Source organism: Breznakia pachnodae (assembly GCF_030814225.1).
GTDB classification, from domain to species: Bacteria; Bacillota_I; Bacilli_A; order Erysipelotrichales; family Erysipelotrichaceae; genus Breznakia; species Breznakia pachnodae.
The window spans coordinates 919,710-942,950 of record NZ_JAUSUR010000001.1; the positions used below are offsets into that span (position 1 = coordinate 919,710).

The 23,241-nt window shown below is 32.8% G+C and carries 20 protein-coding genes; 4 read left to right on the forward strand and 16 right to left on the reverse strand.

Features of this window, described 5'->3' with window-relative positions; genetic code table 11:
• The first annotated feature begins 1 nt into the window (after position 1).
• Together J2S15_RS04465 and J2S15_RS04470 are read left to right on the forward strand one after the other, a co-directional pair.
• Positions 2-904, forward strand: a complete 903-nt coding sequence (locus tag J2S15_RS04465) for an ABC transporter ATP-binding protein (protein ID WP_307405833.1) — start codon at positions 2-4, stop codon at positions 902-904.
• Positions 901-1,671, forward strand: coding sequence for an ABC transporter permease subunit (locus J2S15_RS04470; RefSeq protein WP_307405835.1), 771 nt, complete (start codon positions 901-903; stop codon positions 1,669-1,671). The genes J2S15_RS04465 and J2S15_RS04470 overlap by 4 nt, the downstream gene beginning before the upstream one ends.
• A 39-nt stretch (positions 1,672-1,710) precedes the next feature.
• Here the strand turns inward: J2S15_RS04470 and J2S15_RS04475 are convergent, their stop codons facing one another.
• A complete protein-coding gene (locus J2S15_RS04475) occupies positions 1,711-2,595 on the reverse strand; it encodes a DUF1848 domain-containing protein (protein WP_307405837.1) in 885 nt (294 codons plus the stop codon).
• A gap of 132 nt (positions 2,596-2,727) precedes the next feature.
• On the opposite strand from J2S15_RS04475, the gene J2S15_RS04480 reads away from it, so the two are divergent.
• A complete protein-coding gene (locus J2S15_RS04480; RefSeq protein WP_307405839.1) occupies positions 2,728-3,381 on the forward strand; it encodes a putative ABC transporter permease in 654 nt (217 codons plus the stop codon).
• 34 nt (positions 3,382-3,415) lie between these two features.
• On the opposite strand, the gene J2S15_RS04485 is transcribed toward J2S15_RS04480, so the two are convergent.
• The 9 genes from J2S15_RS04485 to J2S15_RS04525 all read right to left on the reverse strand — a co-directional run bounded on the left by J2S15_RS04485 (position 3,416) and on the right by J2S15_RS04525 (position 17,204).
• Positions 3,416-5,008: a DEAD/DEAH box helicase gene (locus J2S15_RS04485; RefSeq protein WP_307405842.1), complete on the reverse strand. Its 1,593-nt coding sequence runs from the start codon at positions 5,006-5,008 to the stop codon at positions 3,416-3,418.
• A 114-nt stretch (positions 5,009-5,122) separates the two neighbouring features.
• On the reverse strand, positions 5,123-11,653 hold the full coding sequence (locus J2S15_RS04490) for a polysaccharide lyase family 8 super-sandwich domain-containing protein (protein ID WP_307405843.1): 6,531 nt from the start codon (positions 11,651-11,653) through the stop codon (positions 5,123-5,125).
• A gap of 238 nt (positions 11,654-11,891) precedes the next feature.
• Complete coding sequence (locus tag J2S15_RS04495; RefSeq protein WP_307405845.1) at positions 11,892-12,305, reverse strand: PTS sugar transporter subunit IIA; 414 nt, start codon at positions 12,303-12,305, stop codon at positions 11,892-11,894.
• Positions 12,302-13,285 carry a serine hydrolase domain-containing protein gene (locus J2S15_RS04500; protein ID WP_307405848.1) on the reverse strand — a complete coding sequence of 328 codons (984 nt, stop codon included), beginning with the start codon at positions 13,283-13,285 and terminating at the stop codon, positions 12,302-12,304. Before J2S15_RS04500 ends, J2S15_RS04495 begins: the two co-directional genes overlap by 4 nt.
• Complete coding sequence (murQ, locus tag J2S15_RS04505; protein WP_307405850.1) at positions 13,275-14,189, reverse strand: N-acetylmuramic acid 6-phosphate etherase; 915 nt, start codon at positions 14,187-14,189, stop codon at positions 13,275-13,277. The genes J2S15_RS04500 and murQ overlap by 11 nt, the downstream gene beginning before the upstream one ends.
• A gap of 4 nt (positions 14,190-14,193) precedes the next feature.
• Entirely contained in the window at positions 14,194-15,054 is an 861-nt protein-coding gene (locus J2S15_RS04510; protein WP_307405852.1) for a MurR/RpiR family transcriptional regulator, read from the reverse strand.
• Positions 15,055-15,074: 20 nt separating this feature from the next.
• The gene (locus J2S15_RS04515) at positions 15,075-15,557 is read right to left on the reverse strand and encodes a PTS sugar transporter subunit IIB (protein ID WP_307405854.1); all 483 of its coding nucleotides are present in this window, start codon (positions 15,555-15,557) and stop codon (positions 15,075-15,077) included.
• 29 nt (positions 15,558-15,586) lie between these two features.
• Positions 15,587-16,408, reverse strand: a complete 822-nt coding sequence (locus J2S15_RS04520; RefSeq protein WP_307405856.1) for a PTS system mannose/fructose/sorbose family transporter subunit IID — start codon at positions 16,406-16,408, stop codon at positions 15,587-15,589.
• On the reverse strand, positions 16,401-17,204 hold the full coding sequence (locus J2S15_RS04525; RefSeq protein WP_307405858.1) for a PTS mannose/fructose/sorbose/N-acetylgalactosamine transporter subunit IIC: 804 nt from the start codon (positions 17,202-17,204) through the stop codon (positions 16,401-16,403). Before J2S15_RS04525 ends, J2S15_RS04520 begins: the two co-directional genes overlap by 8 nt.
• 205 nt (positions 17,205-17,409) lie before the next feature.
• Here J2S15_RS04525 and J2S15_RS04530 point away from each other — a divergent pair, with 205 nt between their 5' ends.
• A complete protein-coding gene (locus J2S15_RS04530; RefSeq protein ID WP_307405860.1) occupies positions 17,410-18,192 on the forward strand; it encodes a sulfite exporter TauE/SafE family protein in 783 nt (260 codons plus the stop codon).
• A 44-nt stretch (positions 18,193-18,236) separates the two neighbouring features.
• Here J2S15_RS04530 and J2S15_RS04535 read toward each other — a convergent pair whose 3' ends face one another.
• The 6 genes from J2S15_RS04535 to J2S15_RS04560 all read right to left on the reverse strand — a co-directional run bounded on the left by J2S15_RS04535 (position 18,237) and on the right by J2S15_RS04560 (position 23,233).
• A complete protein-coding gene (locus J2S15_RS04535) occupies positions 18,237-18,560 on the reverse strand; it encodes a PTS sugar transporter subunit IIA (protein ID WP_307405862.1) in 324 nt (107 codons plus the stop codon).
• Between the two features lie 3 nt (positions 18,561-18,563).
• Positions 18,564-18,863, reverse strand: coding sequence for a PTS sugar transporter subunit IIB (locus J2S15_RS04540; protein ID WP_307405864.1), 300 nt, complete (start codon positions 18,861-18,863; stop codon positions 18,564-18,566).
• A 369-nt stretch (positions 18,864-19,232) separates the two neighbouring features.
• Positions 19,233-20,054, reverse strand: a complete 822-nt coding sequence (locus tag J2S15_RS04545) for an EFR1 family ferrodoxin (protein WP_307405866.1) — start codon at positions 20,052-20,054, stop codon at positions 19,233-19,235.
• 168 nt (positions 20,055-20,222) lie between these two features.
• Complete coding sequence (locus J2S15_RS04550) at positions 20,223-20,525, reverse strand: PTS sugar transporter subunit IIB (protein ID WP_307405867.1); 303 nt, start codon at positions 20,523-20,525, stop codon at positions 20,223-20,225.
• 7 nt (positions 20,526-20,532) lie between these two features.
• Positions 20,533-21,816: a glycoside hydrolase family 140 protein gene (locus J2S15_RS04555; RefSeq protein WP_307405869.1), complete on the reverse strand. Its 1,284-nt coding sequence runs from the start codon at positions 21,814-21,816 to the stop codon at positions 20,533-20,535.
• A gap of 1 nt (position 21,817) precedes the next feature.
• Positions 21,818-23,233, reverse strand: a complete 1,416-nt coding sequence (locus J2S15_RS04560; RefSeq protein WP_307405870.1) for an L-fucose/L-arabinose isomerase family protein — start codon at positions 23,231-23,233, stop codon at positions 21,818-21,820.
• Between the last annotated feature and the right edge of the window lie 8 nt (positions 23,234-23,241).

A 23,241-nucleotide genomic window follows, 5' to 3' on the forward strand; every position in this document is an offset into this window, starting at 1 on the left:
AATGGATATCTTAACCCTTTCCCATGTATCAAAGAAATTTGGAAATCAGAGTGTTATTAATGATTTGAGTTTTTCGGTTCCAGAACATTCTATCTTTGGCTTTATTGGTGAAAATGGTGCAGGAAAAACAACAACCATGAAAATGATTCTTGGATTACTATCAATTGATACAGGTGAAATAAAAGTAAATGGAGAAACAGTATCGTTTGGTCAAAATAAAACAAATCAGTATATTGGTTATCTTCCTGATGTGCCTGAATTCTATGATTATATGACACCAATGGAGTATCTTCGTTTATGTGGAATGATTACAGGAATGAATAAGCATGAAATAACTACCAGATCAACAGAGTTGTTGGCTTTAGTTGGTTTAGAAAATTCGAAAAAGCGAATTAAAACCTTTTCTCGAGGAATGAAGCAACGTTTAGGGATTGCACAAGCATTATTAAACAGCCCTAAATTACTCATTTGCGATGAACCAACCTCAGCACTTGACCCTTCTGGAAGAAAAGACATTTTAGACATTCTAGTTTCGGTAAAGCAACATACTACAATTATTTTTTCCACTCATGTTCTTTCGGATATCGAAAGAGTTTGTGATGATGTTGCTCTATTACACAATGGGAAAATTGCACTTCAAGGTTCACTTGAAGAAGTAAAAGAATTGTATCGTTCATCTGGTTTTGAAATTGAGTTTAAGCAAGATTCTGACTGTACTACTTTTGCGAATCATTTTCCTGAGTTTGAGCAAATACACTCAAAACTTCTACTATATCCACAAGGAAGTGATACTGATATGAAAAATGCAATTAATTATATCGCAGATAATTCTATCGATATCATAAAAATCGAAAAGAAAGAACCTACCTTAGAAAATTTATTTATGGAGGTGGTGAAGAAATGAAACAGTTTACTGGATACCTACAGAAAGAATTTTTGGAAATTATACGCAGCGGGAAGCTTACAATTCTGACACTACTTTCTGTTTTATTTGGAATTATGAATCCACTGTTTGCCAAATTAACACCGTGGTTAATGCAACTGATGTCTGAACAGTTATCAGAAGCAGGTATGAGTGTTGGGGAAGTCAGTGTTGATGCAATGACTTCATGGACGCAATTCTATAAAAATATTCCAATTGAATTAATTATCTTCATTGTAATCTTCAGTGGCATATTAACTACCGAATACCTGAAAGGCACACTAACGATTGTTTTAACCAAAGGATTGAAACGATGGAAGGTAATTGTCTCTAAACTTATAACGATGGTTGTTATGTGGTCCTACTGTTTCTGGTTATGTTACTTTATTACTTATTTCTATAACTCTTATTTTTGGTCAAATAACATCGCATCACATTTATTTTTCTCCGCTTTTTGTATCTATTTATTTGGAATTTGGATTTGCTCACTTATTATACTGGCATCTACGTTCCTAAAAAATAGTTATGCTGTATTAGTTTCTACAGGAGTTATCGTGATCATTAGTTATATTCTTGGAATGCTCCCACAACTAAGTGAGTACCTTCCAACTTATTTACTATCTTCTTCTAGTTTGCTAACGAATGCACTCACTATCAATAGTTTTCTATATTCAATTATAATCATTATTATATTAACTACTTTAAATATTCTTTCTTCTGTTATTTTCTTCAACAAGAAATCAGTATAAAGACAAAAATAGAGTTTCTTCATCTTTTATGAAGGAACTCTATTTTCGTATCTTTACTTCTTCACCATCATCCAACTTTCCTACTAAAAGGGTTGATGTATCATCGTGATTCTTTATATTACTATTTACTTTCTTTTCATCATAATTTGCATAACAATACTTACAAAAATGCGGACATGAATTGTATACTCCTATATCAGCAAACCCAACACAACTACAGTTCTGTGATTGTCTTGCCGTCCACTTCTTATAAGTTTTCCCTGTCATTTTATAAGCAAGCTCATTACTCATACAATCCTGTTTGATAAATCCATACTCCAACAGTCTTCGCTCTTCACAACAAGTCTGCACATTCATATTATGTTCTTTCGCTATCAAAGAGAAGTTTTTACCTATCTGTTCATAATCATTATCTGTAAATTCTCTTGCATTTAAAACCTGTTTATTATTTCTAACATTTTTATAATCATCTAAGAAAGATACAATGATATAACTGATATAACCATCCAGTAACTCACACATTCTTTTAAACACTCGAATGTGATAATCAATTGTATACTTATCACTTAAGAAAATTGGATCATATCGTACATAGACATATTCTTTTCCAACTCTATCTGATAATTCTTTGATTGCATCAATAATCTTGCTTTTATCAATTACCCCAGGTTCTATCTCTTTTCCATAAGCAGTTAACGTCACATTGAAAATAACTGGCTCTTCTATCTCATCCAGATATGGAAGAATTGGAATTGGATTCTTTGTACAAAAGTAAATCATATCAACATTAGATCGTTCAATCCTACTAATTTGTTGTGGATAATAAGGATTACGAACATCCCAAAAACCTTCACGATAGCGTTTCATGAACCATTCAATATAAAATGCGACTATATCTGTTCTTTGGGATACACTTAATATCATTCATTTACCTCTTGCTTTATTATAGAAAACAAAACTGTTACTTTCAATCCTAATTACCTTATTTGTTTCAGTTGGTCCTATATCGTTAATATAGTATTATAAATATAACGTGTATGGATAGGGGGAATAGATTTGGAAACAACTATTATTGAAGAACTTAAGGAAGAAGCAGAAGAGAAGTTCAAAAAAATTGATATCTATAAAATATTTGCATACTTCTTAGTGTGTGGTTTTATTGGCTGGATTTTTGAAACCCTTGCCGTTTGGATAACTTTGGGAGAATTAACAGACCGTGGATATCTCTTTGTTATGGGACCATTAAAAGATTATATCGGGTTCTTCGCAAACATTCCTATACTAGATTCTATCCCTCTTGTCTGGGGATTACCTATCATTGAAATGTATGGATTTGGTGGAGTTATTATGATTTTGTTATTTCGCCATCTAAAAGATCATAAAGCAAAAATATTTGTATATGGTGCCATCCTAATGACTTTATTCGAATTAGGATCCAGCTATTTCTGTACAATGGTACTACATCACAGTTACTGGGATTATAAACAGGAGTTCCTTAACTTCCAAGGAAGAATCTGTTTAAGGTCTTCAATTGCCTGGGGAGCATTATCGATTGTTGCAATAGAGTTTTTAATGCCTCGTCTAGATAATCTGTATCGTCATATAAGAGCCAGAAAGAATTTTAAAATAATAATTGCTGTATTAATTATTTACACCATTATCTGTGCAGCTACCAAATACATTATAGATCCTACTATCATTGCAAACTAAAAGCACCTGTCAACCTATGACAAGTGCTTATTTTTTAGTTATACAAATCGTTTTTCTTTTCTTTTTTATATAATCGAACATCAAATACATGATTATTAATTTTAGTTTTTCCCATTTCATTAATAATCTTTTTAGCGATATCCTTTTCCACAATTACAATACTGTAACGTTTACGAATATCAATCATTCCAATTTGATTTTGTTTTACTTTACAGTCTGCAAGAATTGCATGTTCAATATCAGCTGGAGATATTTTCTTTTCCGAACCAATTGTAAATTTAAGTTCTACTCCATCTTTTACTTTTCTTTTTTTCTTCATTGGTGTAGCTGGAATTACTTCTCCACCCTGCACCATTGTAAGTAAAGAACTTACCATTGTTTCATAACTATATCCTTGAGCTAATAAATCATCCATCAGTTTCTGATGTTCAGGAATAATTCCCTGATTATCCATTAGCGAAGTCAACTGATCCATCATTTGTGATTGTTGTTTCAATTGAATATCCTTTAATGTAGGTAATTCCTTCTTTACAATATTTGCTTTTGTAAACTTCATAACACTTCTTAGACGGTCATTTTGTTTTCTACCTTGTACAAGGGTAATTGCTAATCCATTCTTACCAGCACGTCCTGTACGACCAATACGGTGTACATAAACTTCATTGTCTTGTGGTAAATCATAGTTCAACACTAAATCGATATTATTCACATCAATTCCTCTGGCAGCTACATCACTAGCCACAAGAATGGCTTTCTTAGATTTCTTAAAGTTTGCCATAATCTTTGTACGTTTATCTTGCTTAATATCACCATGAAGTCCCATTGCCTTGATTCCAGCTTTATTTAAGTCATCTACTAAATCATCAACACTTGATTTCATATTACAGAAGATAATACTTAGATTTGGTGAATAGTAAGTCAACAACTGCTGAACAGCTTCTGCCTTTTTACCTTGACGTTTGATTTCATAATATACTTGATCAATCGTTTCCACTGTTTTATATTGTGCTTTTACTTCAATCTCTACCTGATTCTTTAAATATGTTTTCGCAATATCACGAATTGGTTTTGGCATTGTTGCACTAAACAAGATTGTCTGATGTTCCTTTTCAATCTTACTTAAGATTAATTCGATATCATCACGAAATCCCATATTCAACATTTCATCTGCTTCATCCAGTACTACACAATCATAATCTTTTAATTTGATTGTTTTTCTTTTAACATGATCCAAGATTCTTCCTGGTGTTCCAACAATAATCTTCACACCTTTTTTAATCGCACGAATCTGACGATCAATCGGGGTTCCACCAAATACACTTGTAATCTTAATAAACTCCGTATACTTTGTATATTTACGGATTTCATCTTCCACTTGCATTACAAGTTCTCTTGTTGGACAGACAATCAATACTTGATTGATTTCTCCTTCACAAATCTTCTCTAATAACGGAAGTCCAAATGAAGCTGTCTTACCTGTACCAGTATTTGATTTTGCAATTAAGTCTCTACCTTCCAACACAAAAGGAATTGCTCGCTCTTGTATTTCAGTTGGTTTATCATATCCAATATCTTCGATTGCTCGAAGTAATTTTGTATTCTTTATTAATTCATTAAATTTGTTCATCTATTGTTCTTTCTTTGCAATTGTCGCAATGTTACAATTGTACCTTAAATAAAGGAAAAAGTATACAAAAAGAGAAAGAAGTTGAACAATCCATGATTATTCAACCTCCTTTAGTTATTTTATTTTTTTACGATTATATACAGAATATGATATCCCTAAAATTCCAAACATCAGTAATACCATCATCAAAGATTGAGATGTAGTATCTCCTGTATTCGTTCCATTTGATATATTTGTACCATTTGTTTTTCCAGAATCGGATTCTGTAGATGGCTTAGATTTTGATTTAGTTTTTAGTCCATCTATTGCATTCTGTAAATCTACTTTGGCTTGATCTATCTCTTCTTGAGTAACCGATGCATTATTTAATACATCCGTTGCAGCGTTCATCGCCTCAATAAATATTTCCCAGCTTTCATCTGTATAGCTATCTTTCTTTAATTGATTACCTTTCTCAATCAATTCTTCCAGTAGAGATTTATCTAGCTCTATATTTGAATTTCTTTTTATTAGGGACTCTCTCGCTTCTGTTAATTGAATCACTATGTCATCAACTTCCTTTTGTGTAGCGTTTGTGTCTGCTAATACTTCTTTAGCAATCTTTCGTGCATTTGCATACACTTGCCAACTTTCTGCGGTATAATCATTTTCATTTAACTTATCTACTTCTGCCAGTTCTTCTACTAATTTGCTAGTATCAACTACTTCCACCGAGACTTCTTCAAGTGAATCTTTTGCAGATGTTAATTCAATCACTTTTGCATCTATATCTGATTGTGAGATATTTTTATCTTGAACAACTGCTTTTGACTCTGCTAATATCTCCATAAATGACAACCAGCTATCTTCTGTATAGTTACTTTCATTTAACTTCTCACATTTTTCAATTAATTCAACTAACGAAGAAGTATCTGCAACTTTTACAAGACCAGTTATTGCAGTATTTAAAGCTACTATTGCATTGTCAATTTCATCTTGTGTTGTAGCCGTTGCTAGCACTGTTTCTGCCAGTTCTAATTGGGTCACTAGATCTGCATATGTTTTTGGAGTGTACTCACTTTCCACAATTGATTTTGCATCATCAATCACCGTCTCCAATTTACTGAAATCCAACGCAACCTCTACTTTTATTGTAACCGATGAAGATGCTCCACCATCGTTATTCACTGATGTAAACTCAAAACTCTTTCCATCTTCTAATGGTGTAATTCTTGAATCGCAAGATACCACGCTTAAATATGCTTCATCCATAGAAACAATAATCTTTCCTTGTTTTCTTGTTGGATCTGCTATCGTAATAGTTATTTCATCACCAACTTGTTTTACAATTAATGAAGATTGCTTATCAACTGTATAACCATTCAAAGAATATCCTGTGTTGTTCCAGACATTCATAGCAAATATTTGTTCTTCAGTATCTTGAACTGCATGAACATCATCATTATTTTCAAGAATTTCTAATGCATTATTTTTTGCATACTCCCTAGTCTCTTCTTCTGTTTTCCCAGGTAATAATACATAACTATATGTACCATCACTCACAGATGAACCATGTTGAATCATCATTTTAAAATATTCATGTTCATATGTTTCACCATTCACAAACAATGTGTTAATTGAGAAATGACTATCTGTTCTAGTTTCCTTCATTGTCGTAACTTCACCACCATCAGGAAAGTAATAACCAAGATCAGTTCCTTCTTTACTACCTTTTAAATGAACATATGAATTATCAGATAATGTTTGTGTTTTTTCACTACCATTATCAAGGGTTCCATTAATTGATAGTGGATTACTTACAAATTTTTTTATTCCGCCATCCAACAGTCTGTTTTCTACAATTGTTTCAATTGATGCATCTGTAGTCCCATTAATGTCACTACCTACTGCTACAACTTTATCACCAAATAAAAACCAAGATTTCTTTGCTGTTAAATCCATTGATACATTTGTTTTATCTAAATACATCCCTGCAGCTCCAAACTCACCATCAGTTGCTCCTCCAACCCATGATTGTTTTGATTTAGTCCCTTTTCCAGCACCTAAAGATAATTCTTTTGTATCAACTGTTGTTCCAGGTAATCGATATGAATCTACTGTTGCCCAATACCCATCACTATATGAATTGCAATCTTCATTATATAAATATAAGGCTCCATCTGCCTGATGCCATCCTCGAATATTTTCATATTTTGTATTAACTCCACTACCTTGTGTCTGCAACTCATAATTACCACTCCGTGACGAATACATGCTAATTCCTACTGAATAATTCTTTGTTGCTTGGATTACTCGATCCATTGAAAATATTTTAACGCCTTCAAATGTATATTCTGATTCAATTGTAGAATCATTCATAATTTTATCTGCATTTTGTAGTGCTTCAATGTCACGTGCATTAGCAAAGAAATTATAAGTGTCTTCACTGGATTCAATCCAATACTTAACATTTTTATTGAATTCGGATCTATATTCTTCAGGTGCAAAATTCGAAATTACCATAATATTAGAAATTGTTTCCTGTCCTGCTGAATATTCAGTCGAGAACTTATTTGTTCCTGGAGCTCTTGAAATACTTCTTCCACTCATCATCGACATCATACGTCCATCATGAACTAACGGAATATATCCTTCTTTTACTGTTTTGTATACATTCTCAATTGCAGGATCTGTAATTTCCCACTTCGTTCCCTCTGTTGTAGAAAGAATTCTACCAACCCCTTTCATTAGTTCATTACCATAACTACCTGAATAAGCATAGATTGTATGTTGAACTAATGAACCATCTAAATACATTCCATCGCCTGTTGTAACCAATTTAAATACTTGAGGTATCTTTTCAACAACCAAATTCATTCTTGAAGAATCTTCTAAAAGAATTCCTGTTCCTAAAACTGAAATACCAATATCGGTACGATTTGCGCCTGTAGCTGTTGCACTAGGCCATTGTTTTGATGGATCACTTGCATAGCCTCCAATACAATCAGCATATACTTTAATTTCATCATATGTCATATATTCTGATAAAACCATCAATGTATCAGTAAACTGTTGCGCAGCACCAATCTGGCAATCCCACCAGTTGCTTGTCCCAGTTGTACCATTATACTTTTTAGTTGTTCTCATAAATTCTATAGCATCAAGAATATCAAAATATAATTCTCTATTTCCTTCTAGAGATGATCCTTTTGTTCCAAATGCTAATGCTAATTTATTTATGTTTGTAAATTGAGTTGTTATATCTGCTGAAGATGTATCACCATCTTTTAATGGCCAAAGATAAGTTCTATTTTCTGATTTATCCATTGTATTCCATAATGCTTCAGCTTCTTCAGATAAATTATCAACATAATCAGATATATATTCGTTTTCTAAGTTTAAATTATCATCTCCAACAATACGTAATAACCAGCGCTCCTTCATCAGATTATAATCAGCATCACTAGTATCATCCATAACTGTAACTTTAATAGAAGTTGTAATAGATGGATTTTCCAGCGAGGATAATGACAATGTTGCCTCACCACTACCGACTGCCTCTACAAGACCACGCTTGTTATCAACTGTAATTACATTCTCATCACTTGATGACCAAATTACTTCCAAGTCTAAATTGACAGCAGTTTTAGGTAATGCTATGTAATCCATGAAACGACTCTTATCACTCTCCAGTGTCAAATCACCTCCAACAATTTCCAGTTCGTCAACAACGATATCTCCATCCACAACTTTCACTAGACAACTAGCCTCTAATTCTGGATGTATTTTAGAACGAACCGTAATCGTTGTTTCTCCTACTGCAAGCGATTCTACCAATCCTGTAGAGTTTACTGTTGCAATACTTGGATTTGAGCTTTTCCATTCTATTTCTGTTTCATCTGTATAATCTGGAGATAATAATGCTGTTAAAGTCTTAGAATCTCCATTACTTAACACTATTTTATTCTCATCTAACGTTAAGTCTTTTAAACTAATATCTTTTACTCCCAGATAAATATCATCAATCCACATTGATCCTGTTGTTGATGAAGGTACTACAAAAATTAAGTTTATTTTTGCTGTATTACTTCTTGTTTTAAAATAGTTTTCTTGTTGTGTCCAATCACTTGTACCTTTACCAAAAGTAAAATCTGTTGTTGTAATTTTTGAACCACTGGACGTATACTCTTCGATTCTAGCAACTACTTGAGAACCTGTAATTCCATCTAATTTAGATGCAAAGTTAAAATCATAATAGGTATTTGGATCGATAGCAATTTCATTTTGTTTTAAAAAGGCTTGTGTCGTACTATTAGATTTTTTCACTGTTATTTTAGCTGACTGATTGCCTTTAGTTTTTTCAGTTGTATCCAAAGTAGCATTAAAATTTTCATTTGGTTGATTTATATTCCAACGCTGAAAATCCCATGATACTGCTTTTTTATCATCTGTCCAAAGATCTGTATTCCACCATGTCCCTGATGGTCCATTTGGGGTGTCTGGTGCTATTTCTGATTCTTCAAAACTCCAATTACTTACCAAGTTAGTTGATGGTTCTACTTCTCCACCAGCCACCTTAAAACGCAACGCAGTAATCAAATCACCAGATGTTGCCTGAATCATTGCAGTTCCGGAACCAACTGCGCTAACTACTCCATTTGCATCAACAGAAACAACTGATGGATCTGTCGATGTCCAGGTAAGAGTTGGCATAAGTGCTTCATTAGGATGAACAGTTGGTGTAACTTGAATTGTATCTGCAACATCCAATTCATTAGTAGATGCAGATAATGAAATGTAGTCCATTGCAGGAATACCTGTAGGTACATCTTCCTTCACTTGAACATCATCTAAGTAAAAAGTTCCATTTGCTCCACCTAATATCTTAAACACTAAATCATATTGTGCTGTATTTGCTGTTGTTGTAAAAGATGTAGTAATGTAAGTCCATTCGTCATTCACCAAACCATTTACAGTTTTCCCCGCAGAAGTAATTTCTGTACCACTACTATTTCTTTGCGAAATTGATAATGCAAATTTTGCATCAGTTAAGTCTGTTGTCCTCACCCAGAAAGAAACATTATATGTTTTACTTGGTTCTATAGGCAAACGCATTTGTTTAAAGAATGCCTGCGAACTACCTGATCCACCACTCTTCACTACCTTAACTGCATTTGTACCTTCTTTCACATCTTCACTTATAACCTCTGCTTGGTAATATTGTTTTCCTTCACTCGCAGGATATAATTGAAAATCCCACGATGTAGATTTCACATCGTTAACCCAAAGATCTGTATTCCACCATGTCCCAGATGGGCCATTTGGTATTTCAGGCGATGGTTCTGTATTTTCAAAATTTCCATTTGGTAAAATATTAACACTTGTCCCAACTTCTACTCTATCATTAACCAATCCTTTTGCTTCAATTTCAAAGATTTCATAACCTTTTGCATTATCCGCCGAGCTAATTAATTCACTCATTGAAATCCGAACTGCTTTTACTCTTTCATTAGATAATGGAACTGTATCTACAGCCACTACATTATCATCATCGTGGGAATATGCACGTACAAAATTGATACCATCATAAGATATCTCTACATCATATTTTTTAGCTCTATTAGATCCCCAATTAATCTTAAGTTCATTCAAATCATATGGTTTTACAAACTTCATCGTTATTGTCTGTAATTCTCCAGCAGCCGATTGCCAACTAGTATGAATATCATTATCTACTGTGGCAAGTGCAGAGAATTCTTTATCTGTTTCTATATTATTAGTTGATGACGCTTCCATCAATTGTCCCAATGCTATATTTTCATTCACTGGATAGTCGCCACCAATTAATTCCAATTCAACATAAAACATATTATGATCTGAAAGATTGTTCTCTACCATTCCTTGATTTTTGAAATTAATATTCTTTGAAACAATAATATTATCAATTGTCATAACTTTCATACTTGGATCATCATTTGCATTAAATGTATCAAACCATTGTCCATTATAACCATTGATAACCTTATAATCTCCTAGAAACATTGAATACTCATATAAATTCTGATCAGCATTAAAGTCTCCCATAAGAATTTTATACTCAATAGGGTCCTCATTCATTCGATTCAATACCTGACGCATTTGTTTATTTCTGAGTTCAATTGTTTCCCAACTAAAGTGAATATTATAGATTGCAATTTTTTTACCATCTTTTTCAATCACAGTTCGCTCACACGTTTTTGTGATATCAATTCCTTCATTTGTAATAGGTGAACTGCTTGCTTCAAGAAATTCACTTTTAGATACAATCCCTGTACCAAATTCCCCTCCAGCATATTCACGACCTTTTGCAAAATGTACATATGGATATGTCTCATTTTGAAATTGAGCCATCATATCATAGTTATTTCTTGAATTAAACATATCTACTTCCTGTAATCCAATTACATCAAGATTATAATCTTTAAATTGTTGACTCATAGAGTCAAACAATGGATTGTTAGGATTGTTTCCAAAATTCTTAGCTGCAATATTATAAGTTCCAACATTGAGCGTAGTTATTTCATTTGGTGTTTCTATTTCTTCAGCATAAGTCTGTCCAGCAGGAATCATAACTAAAGTGATCATAAACACCAGTAATAGTTTTACTAGTTTATTAATCCGTTTCATTACTCTCTCCTTATTTTTTGTGTGTAGAAAGCGCTTTCATCGTATGCGAAAAAATAAAGTTACTACTTATCCCTGTAACGTAACTTATCTTTACAACATCATATTATCATTTAAGTAATTATATTACAACATTATTTATAATTATATTTAAATGTAATTTAATTACATTATTGTAATCATTTTTCAAATAGAAAAAAATCACTTAAACAACCGTTTAAATGATCTTAGTTAAGTATTATTATTCGTCTATTTCGCAGTCATCGTCGTCATCACCAACTGTTTGCACTGCCATTCTTCCAGTATCTAAAAGTTGATTTGCCAGTGCTGATACATCTTCAATTGTCGATACAGAATATTCAATAACCATTGCTAAATTTAATCCTGTAATGATTTTCTTGGTAGCATCATTCAAGCTCGTCATACTTGCGACATTGAATGGTGTACCTCCAAATAAGTCAACAGCAACAACAGCAGGAGTATCACCTAGTTCTTCTAGAACTTTGTTATACTTCGCTCTGGTTCCATCCAACCCATCTTCTGCATCCATTGATACTACATAAATATCATTTAATTCGCCAGTAATCATTTGCGCTGACTGCAATGTTTCATAAGCCATTTTTCCATGACTCATTAATATTAATTTTGGTTTCATATAGGTTCCTTATCTAAAAACAATTGAACCAACTTCTTTCTCGCTACTAAAAACTCATTTTTCCTTTTTGGAAAATTTCGATTTGTCAGTAATACAAATCCTTTGTTATTTATGAAATCTAAACATATAGAAGTCCCAGTAAAACCTGTATGATACAAAACTGAGGTTTCAAAGGGTTTCTCCCATCCAAATGTTCTTTGATTCACTGTAGTGTCCAGCAATAGTTTTTTTGTTTGATTGCTTATTATTGCTTCATCAAACAACATACTCCTCACAAACAAAGAAAGGTCTTTGAGTGTTGAGAAAAGTCCTGCACTTCCGATCATTCCCATTTGATATGCTTTAGAATCATTCACAATCCCTTGTATGCACCCTCTTCCTTCTTGAATTTCAGTAGGTACATACTTAATTTTATTCATTGTTGTTTTATAAGAAGTCTGATTCATTTTTATTTTTTTAAAAATATGTATTTGAAAACTCTCTTCAAGACTCATATGATCAATTGTTTCAATTATCATTCCAAGTAAAATAAAGCCTAGATCTGAATAGAGCGTTTCATCTTTATGACAAAGTGAAGTCTTATTGATTCTTTGAAGAACATTCTGCTTTGTGATATTTTCTTTATTCTGAAAATCAGCATCTAATCCACTTGTGTGTAATAGAAGATGCTGAATTTGAATATTCGAAAAAGTAAAGTCTGGAAGAATATCTATAACCTTTGTTGACAACATCAATCGTTGTTGTTCAACAAGCTGTAATATCCTTGTTGTTGTCCCCAGTACTTTTGTTAATGATGCCAGGTCATATATCATTGATTCATCAAGAGGAATATTCACAAAAGGCTCAACTTTTCCTTGTACTCCACAATAATGAAACTCCATAGTATCTTTTTCTATAAAACTATATGAAGCCCCAGCAATCATTTTTTCAGTTATATATTCATTTATGTTTTTCGAAATTTTATCTTTATTACTGTTCATTACTTTTAATTAATTCAATTGCGGCACGAACTTTTTCATTTGTTTTATCCAGAGCCTGTTCAGCAGACTCTCTTGTTGTATTCCCTTCATACATTACAATTGCAACAGCAACATTATTACCTGATTTCTTTAACAGTTCTTCTGCTTCTGTGTCACTTGCTCCAGTAATATCTGAAATAATACCAGTTGCTCGAATCATTAATTTTTCATTTGTAGGTTGAACATGTACCATATAATTTTGATAAACTTTTCCAACCTTAATCATTGCACCTGTAGAAATCATATTTACTACCATTTTTTGTGCAGTTCCTGCTTTCATTCTTGTTGATCCCATAATAACTTCAGGACCAACAACTGGCGCAATTGATATTTGCGCAATTTTTGCCATTTCACTGTCTTTATTACTAGTAACAGCAATCGTTAATGCACCAATCTCATTTCCATATTCTAACGCACTAATTGTATAAGGCGTACGTCCACTTGCAGCAATTCCAATTACAACATCATCACAACTCAAGTTTACATCTTTCAAATCTTGAATCCCAAATTCACAAGAATCTTCTGCTCCCTCGATTGCGGAATACATTGCTTTATCACCGCCTGCTAATATACCAAATGCTCTTGTTGGAGATACACTATAAGTAGGTGTAAGCTCCACAGCATCTAATGTTCCCATTCGTCCAGAAGAACCGGCTCCAATATAAATGATTCTTCCACCTTTTGCAAAGCGTTCAGCAACACCATCAATTGCCTTAGCAATCGATAATTTTTCTGCCCCTACAGCAGCTGCGACTTTTGCATCTTCTTCATTGATCAATTGTACAATTTCTTCTGCACTCAATTGATCTATATTTTTTGTATTTTCATTGTTTGTTTCTGTTGTTAAACCATGAATATTTATCATCTTTTTAATCACCATTATCTTTCGTCTTTAAAGCTCTTGTTAATTTGCTTGTCTTCAAGAGTTCTTTTTCAATGACATCAAGATTACTTTGAATTGCACCTAAATACAATAAATCTGCTACTAGCATACTTGTATATTTAGAAGCAATTGCTCCAACTCGAGTTAAATGTTCATTATTAGGAACATGTAAAGCAATTGTAGAAAGACGACTTAGTTTTGATTCCTTATTTCGAGTAACTGAAATAATGGACGCCCCTTTCTGTTTTGCTACTTCAACTGGATATATTACCTCAGTTGTTCTACCACTATATGAAAATGCTATTACTACATCTTCATTAGTTAAGTAGTTAAAAAATTCAACTGTCATATGGGCATCAAAGTTAAAGAATGTATCAATATTTGCACGATTCAACTTATGAAAAAGATCATATGCCGGAAGTGAAGAGGCTCCAATTCCCAACAGATAAATCTTTCGTGCTTTTTGAATAATCTTTATTGATTCCTCTAATGCCTGATAATCTAATTGATAGTAAAAATCTTCATTTGCACTACTAACTAATGAATTCATTTTCTCACAAAGAACCTCTACATTATCATCTTTTGATATGATTGGATCAATATTATCACTTGTTTCACTTTGTGTAGTAGAACGAGCTAATGCAATCTTAAAATCCTCTAGTCCTGAAAATCCTAAAGATTTAACAAATCTTATTATAGAAGCAGAAGAGGTTTGACTTTCCAGTGCAACATCAATTGCAGTCATTTTTAAAAATTGTTCAGGTTGCTGTAGTATAAAATCAGCTATCCTTTTATTTGTTTTACTAAAATCACTATATTGATTTCTTAGTTCCAATTTTACGTTCATCAAACCTCTCCTCCTTAGTTTTATTTTGGTAAATAGTTTATAATCGATTGATCTGATTCGTTTGGCACCATCTGTGCGGTTACCTTTACACCAGCGTCAATCATTTCGCGAATATCTTGAATATCTTGTTGCGTAACATGAACTGATTTTTTTATTTGAACAGCTCCATCACGTTTTGCTACATTCCCAACATTCACAGCTTTTAATTCTGTAAGTCCATTCTTTACTAAATCATTCATATCACTGATTGTTTTCGTAATTAAGAATACTTTATCTCCATCAAAATCTCCTGCTGCAAACTTTTCAACAGCACGTTTCTTTGATAGAATCGATAATTTCACTCCTGCTGGTTTAGATATTTTTAATGCTGAGATAATCATTTCATCTTTTACTGCCTCATCATTTACAACAGCGATTCTTGTAGCACCAACTGTATTTGTCCATACCATTGCTACCTGTCCATGAATTAATCTCTCATCTACTCTTGCATGCACAATTGCCATATTCTTTTCCTCCTCAAATCATTTTATTTTTAGAATAATCCTGCTACCCAATCAACCATTGTTTGTAAGTTTCCTAAAACCATTCCCACAAGAATCAAAATAAAAATTAATCTTGTAGAGTTTACTTTTTTCTTACCTAATAACCAATATGATAACAGTACAATTCCTAGTGGAATTAATGAAGGCATAATACGATCTAACATTTCTTGCATTGATAAAGATACTTCACCAATTGTAAATGTTAAGTCTAATGTATAACTAATTACAGAAGGAATAAGTCCCCCTACTACTGTTAACCCTAAAATAGAAGCCCCTTCAGTAATTGGTGCTATTTTATCAGCAAATCCTGTAGCTAGTTTTCTACCTTGATTATATCCCATAAACATAAATTTGTAACGTACAAATATTACTGCAAGTGTAGCTAAAATCGGAATAATCAATCCAACTGGATTTCCCTCTAACGCTATGTATGAAGCAATTGAAAATACAATTGCTCGATAGATTGCGATGAAGATTGTGTCTCCTACTCCTGCAAATGGTCCCATCAGACCTGTTTTCAATCCAGATACAGCTTGTTCAGCATCTGTACCAAATTCTTCTTCTAAAGCAATGTTTGCCCCTACAATCAAATGTGACATTGCTGGTGTTGTATTAAAGTATGCTAAGTGTGCTTGTAAAGCTTTTGTCATTTTCTGATTATCGTCACCGTAGAGTTCCTTCAGAACAGGCATAATTACAAACGAGTAACCAAGCCCCTGCATTTTTTCATAGTTCCATCCCCATTGCAAACCAAAGAGGTTTCTTACAAATACTTTTTTTAGAGTACTATTTGATATTTTTTGACTAGCCATCTATTTCTACCTCCTCATCATCTACAACTACACTTCCATCAGTTGTAGCCACACCTTTATCCTTTATTCTTGTAAAATGTAGTGCAGCAAATGCAAATCCTAATAACGCTACTGACAGAACACTAAACATCCCTGCACCGTAAGCTAATACTACAAATCCAATAATAAAGTATGGATAGTATTTCTTAAGTGGTAGGTAACGCATAAGAATGGCAATCCCCATTGCTGGAAGAATTGAACCAGCTGCTTTTAAACCTGCCATAAACCAATCAGGGATAAATGCATTTACTGAGTTTACTACTGCTTCTCCAAATGCTAATCCTAGAAATACTGGAATTGCTCTTGATAAAATCCATGGAAGCATTCCTAGTATATTGGCAAATTCAACACCTTTGTAGTTTCCTTTTTCTGCATGACGATCTGCCATATGTTGGAAAAAGGTATTTGCCATTCTACCTAAGATATCTAATTGAGTTAACAACAATCCAATTGGAACTGCTAAAGCAATTCCATACTCAGCACCTTGTCCTGAAATAATTGCATATGCTGTCCCCATGATGGCTCCAGATAAATAATCAGGAACAGTTGCTCCTCCATATGTTGCAACCCCTAATGTCATCAACTGAAGTGTTGCTCCAATTACTAAACCAATTTCTAAATCACCTAATAAAAGACCTGTTATTGTTGCTGCAAACAATGGTGTATAAATTCCAATTTGAATTGAAATTTGGTCAAGTACACCTATTGCTGCATAAAGTGTTAATAATATAGTAATCACAATTGATATTTCTTGCATATTTTCTCCTCCTTATGATTAACTTTTTTTAAATATTTATACTTCCTATCACTTCTTGATTCGTATTCTAAGCTCCTCCTTTCAAATAACTAAAGCGCTTTCACATTTACATAATATCACAAATGTATTTTCATTACAATATCTTGATTAATTTAATTTATTATGTAATCATATTACATGAGGAAATTAATTTTAAGGAGCTTACATGAAACATTTAATTTATTTTATTGTAATATTTTTATCAAATACAATAGGTTCTATTGCTGGATTAGGTGGGGGAGTAATTATAAAACCAATGTTGGATATGCTTGCATATGATCCCTTATCAACAATCACTATATATTCTTCTATTGCTGTTTTTGCAATGTCTATATCTTCTACTTATAAGCAAATTAGAAATGGAGTATCCATTAACTATATAAAATCTTTTATGCTGGCAATTGGTTCTGTTCTGGGTGGTTTCTTAGGTAATGAAGTATTCAATATCTTATTTTCTCATCCATCTCTTTCCTCCACTCATGTACTATTGATTCAAATCGTATTATCTGTTCTATCTCTATTACTAGTACTTTTTTATAATCAATATGGAAAGAAATCTTATCATCTTACCAGTAATGTCATTTATTTATTAACAGGAATATTTTTAGGTTCATTTTCTACTTTACTTGGTATTGGTGGAGGACCTATTAACGTAACTGTCCTGATTATTCTATTCTCTTTGCAAATGAAAGAAGCCGTGGTCTATTCGATTATTACCATTTTCTTTTCTCAATTATCTAAGCTAATATCTGTTTACTTAGCAACACAATTTCATTCCATTGACTTATCTATATTAGTTGTTATTTTACCAGCAGCATTCATCGGTGGTTATCTTGGTGGTTATATCAGCAAACGTTTAGACGATAGTAAAGTAAAGCAGTTATACAAGTACATTGTGGTAGTTGTAATTCTTATAAATCTCTATAATGCAGTTGTTGTTTTAGTTTAAAACACAAAAAAAGTTTCGCCTAACACAATAGGCGAAACTTTTTTCTATTTACTCTCTAAGGAAATTAATCTTTTATATACATCAATCATTTCATCAGCTATAATTTTAAATCCTTCAGCACTCATCAGTTGATCTTCTGCATGCAAAAGCAAAAGTGTAATTGTACTTGATTCACCTGATGCTTCTTGCTGAATCAGCTTGGCATGAGCATGATGTCCTTCAACAAATACCGCTTCTCCTTCTTTCATAAGTTTCTCTGCGCCTTCAATATCACCCTGCTTTGCTAATTGAATTGCTTCAATATACATACTTCTGGCAGAGCCTACGGCAGAGATAATCTGAAAGCTTATTAGTTCTACGCCTTCCACTATTTATTCTCCAATCAACTCAACAGCACGTTTCATTACTGCTTTACCATCCATCATTCCATATGCAGCCATATCGATTGCTTCTACTGGACATGATACATCTTCTTTAATTTTGCTTAGTTGGTATCTTACTTGTGGTCCAAGTAATACTAAGTCAGCATCCTTTGTAACTTCTTTTACTTCTGAAACTGAGTAAGCTGCAATATCTGCTTCAAAGTTCATCGCTGCAGCTGCCTCTTCCATCTTTTTCACTAACATACTTGTTGACATTCCTGCTGCACATAATAATACAATTTTCTTCATCCGTATTTCCTCCTTAAATATTATACGTTTTGACTATTATATCTTTCCTTTATTATAACCATTATATTACCAATATTTAAAGTACTAAAATCATTTACTGAAATAATTTCCACTTTAACCTCTGGTAACATCTTCCTAACCTTCTGTGAATTAAATTAAACCTGAGGACTTAAGAGTACCATATCCATGTTTTTTCCTAATTCATAAAAGTCTGAAACTGTCCCCGTTTCAGTTTACAATTTAATTTCTGATACTCTATTTCATGGTTATTTAATGATTACCTTAAGTCATTTTAGAATATCTAAAATGATTTTCATCTCTTTTTTTGATTTCCCTATACTAATTCACTTTAAGTAAACAACTCTAATTTTATTGATTTGATTCTATAATTTCTTTTAGTGAAACATTACTATTACGAAATCTTTTTTTACTTTTCTCACCAATAACCCTAATAGAATTTTGCGGACAATTATGAGTGCATGAAAGACATCCTATACATTCCCCTTTAAAATCAGGTTCCTCTTTAACCACAATATTATTGACAGGACAAACTTTTTCACAAATGCCACAACTTATGCATGTGCTTTCAACACAAAAGACTTTATCAAAGCTTTTTTTATAAATCCCTAGTTTTTTATCTCTTTTAGGAAATACTTTTTTTCGAGCGTACCTTGTTAATAACTTAGTTTTAATATTATTTCGGGGTATTTTGTTTACTTTTAATTCTAAATCTTTTCGTATATTAGCTATTTGTGTTTCTATATTTTTTCTTTCTTCCGTTTCAAGTTGCTCTTCAATTTTATATACAGGAAGATAGTTGTCAATCATAATCAACGTATTGATATAAGACAGCTGTATATTATTTCTATTCGCTATTTTTTTTAGGTGAGAAATAGCTGAGCCATCATACATTCCATAAGTCATAATAACAAAAATATATGAACTATCTATCTTCACACGGTCAAGAAACTCCTCAACATACTTAGGAACTCCCAACTCATAAATTGGAAAAACTATCCCCACTTTTTCATCTGCAATTTCATAAACATTTTGCTTCACCATTTTTGGAATGGAATATATATCTTCACCTATTTTTTTCGCTACATAAAGGTTATTACCTGTAGCTGTAAAATATAGTATTTTCATGTTTTTTTGTATGATTAAATCATTTCTTAAGGATGAAAGAATCACACTTCTCCTTTCATAATTTCTATAATACAATTGTAACTGCACAGTCCTTATATCAATTTACTGTTTAACTAAACAAAAGATAGTACTATCATAAGATTTATTTCATTAGTAATTAATACTTGGTTTTGGCAATAAAATCCACTGTTTTAAAATCATCAACTTTCCAATTTATTCTCCGGACAACTTCGCAACACAATTAATTACATTTGCAATATTTAAAGTACCAAAATCATTTACCGAAATAACTTCTACTTTAACCTCAGGTAACATCTTCTTAACCTTCTGTGAATTAAAGCGAACCTGTGGACTTAGGAGTACCATATCCATGTTTTTTCCTAATTCATAAAAGTCTGAAATTGCTCCCGATTTCAGTATACAATTTAATTTCTGATGCTCTATCTCTTGTTTCATCTTATCAATAAATCGATTAGATGAAACACCAGCATCACATAATACTAATATTTTATACATCTACAACCTACTTTCTTTTATTCAATACAATTAAGACATCTCTTTTAAATCGATGAGTTTCAAGCAATTGTTTTCCATTCTTTTCTACTATTTTCGTATATCCTACTCTACCATCTTCAAGATCATACATCTTAATATCATAATCCGATACATCTTTATTAACATACAATTGTGTATTAATAGGTAAATAAATAAATATTTTATCTTCATTTGTTGTTGCAGCACAACAAATCTGTTCATTTTTAAATTCAATAACATCTTTATTTGGAATCAGTTTATCCAACTTATAACTTTCAAATATATGGCGTATAAAACCATAATCCCAGGCTCCAGGAAAATGAATTGCTTCATTCCATGGTGATGGTTGATCAAATCCTTCTCCTAGTTCACTGGCAAATGATTTTCCAAAGGAATGCCAACTGTAAATCCCGGCTGCACCATAGGTAACCCCACTATATGCACCAGACAATAAACTCATCCATGCTGCTCGACGAATATCAAACTCATAGAAGCGTCCATATACTTGTCCTGAATTTCCCATCTGTTCATAACATGGTTCACTATTTAAAGAAGGTTTATCTACCTTTTCATAAAAATGTTTCGCTAACGTAATTGGCATATTCATATTTTCTGGTTTTCCATTATGTCCTGATTGAAACATAATAAAATCTGATTGTTCTTCCAGTACTTTTGGCAAATCTGTAAATCTACCTTTTATATGAAATGTCTGTAATTGTTTTGGTGATAATTCATGCAGCATATCAGATGCCTTTTTATAGTGTTGAATTGTTTTATCTGTATTAAAATCTGTATCACCACTAATTATATAAATTGGATCAAACTTAGTGAATGTTTCATTCACTTTTCTCACATATGTATCAATTGCATCAAATGGCATTATGTTATTTGAAATAGCATTACTTGCCCATGTATCAGGAACATAGTTACACCACAATACAACTAGTGCTAATTCAAAACCCTGATCCTTAGCCTTTTTACACATCCCTGCGGCATGATTAAAATATTCCTGATTCAAACTATTAAAATCAAAACTTCCATCTTCATGTTTTGCGTATGGTGAATACTTTAAACCCGTTGCACTTGCATCCCACTGTGGAAGAATATTGATTTGCAATACATTAAACCCCTGGTTCTTACGATAATCTAAATAATAATCCCAGTCATCATCAGTGATATTCGTAAATGCACTCCAGCAAGTATCTGCAAGATAAAAGAAATGCTTCCCATCTTTTTCAAATGTATTCAATTCTTTATTGATTGTTAATCCCATATTATTCACCTCGGATAATTGATTTTATCTCTTCTTCATTACCATCATATAAATCTGGAACCAATCCGTCAATATATTTACAAGCTTCATATACTTGTGGAAGGATATCTTCATGAATTCCAACACAGTGGTGAACATAAGGTCCACTCACTAATTTATCTTCTAATTTTCTAAGATTTTCTACTTCAATCCACACATAGGTCCCTTGATTGAATGGTCCTTCAATTCCTTTTGCTTTTCCCATTAATAATTTATATTCACCATTATCTCCATCAAAACGAATAATACTCATATTACCACCTTTTAATTCCCCATGTAATGCTCCTGGATGTGAGTGATTAAAAGCAAATGGCGCTCCAAACGTTGGTTTTGTTTTCATTAAGGAATGTGGCCAAGGTCCACAGTGTTGTAATAATTCTCCATTATCATTACTTGGATGTGGAACTGTCCAATCTGCAAAGAACGGCAGTTTATCTGCTCTTGATGCAGCCTGTGCAATAATCGATGTAATCGCACCATGAATATCAGTTTCACAGGTCACAGGAAATCCTTCATCTCCTAACAGTGAATTGGCAACACACGGGAACATTCCCAGTTCACTCTGTAACGCATTCCAGCACTGTATCGCTGCTGCTTTACAGTTGTATCGTTTGGCAATTGCTGCAATTGCTAGTTTTAAACAGGCTGTTCCCTCTACATCTTCAGGGTTTACATTTACAATCATATGTCGTTCAATGAATTGAATTGTTTTCTTAATTTCTTCCTGGTGGTGTTCTCTTTGATACTTCATTTCTTCTTTAATTTCAGTAAATGCAATTGGGTGAATACGAATATCGAATCGTTCCAATAACTCCCCTTCATTTACCATCATTGTCCAGAATCCTGCTGGACGAGTTGAGATCTGAAGAATCGTTAATCCTCGCATTTCTTTCACAATATTTGCAGTTGCAAGAAATCTGTATACACCTTCTTCAAAGCGCTTATCATCTAACTCGCAAGATGTAAGATAGGTAAACTTGCACTGAAATCTACGCAGGATTTTTCCTGTCGCAAACAATCCACACTGAGTATCCCGCAGACGACTTCCATCTTCTAAAGGACTTTCATCTCTTGGACCCCACAGTAGTACAGGTAAATTCAGACGTTTCGCTACCTTTGCGACCAAATCTTCAGTTCCAAAGTTACAGTGGGGAAAGAAAAGTGCATCTACTTCCTGATCTTTCATCTTTTTTATAACTACTTCTACATCTTGCTCATCAAACAGTAATCCCTCTTCATTTACATCCATAATATCTACATAATCAACTTTAAGTTCATCTAATTTCTTAAGAATTAATTGATTAAATTTAATAGCATCATCTTTACTAAAGATATTTCTTCTTGTTCCTATCACCCCAAGTTTCACATTGTATTTCATCTGTATTC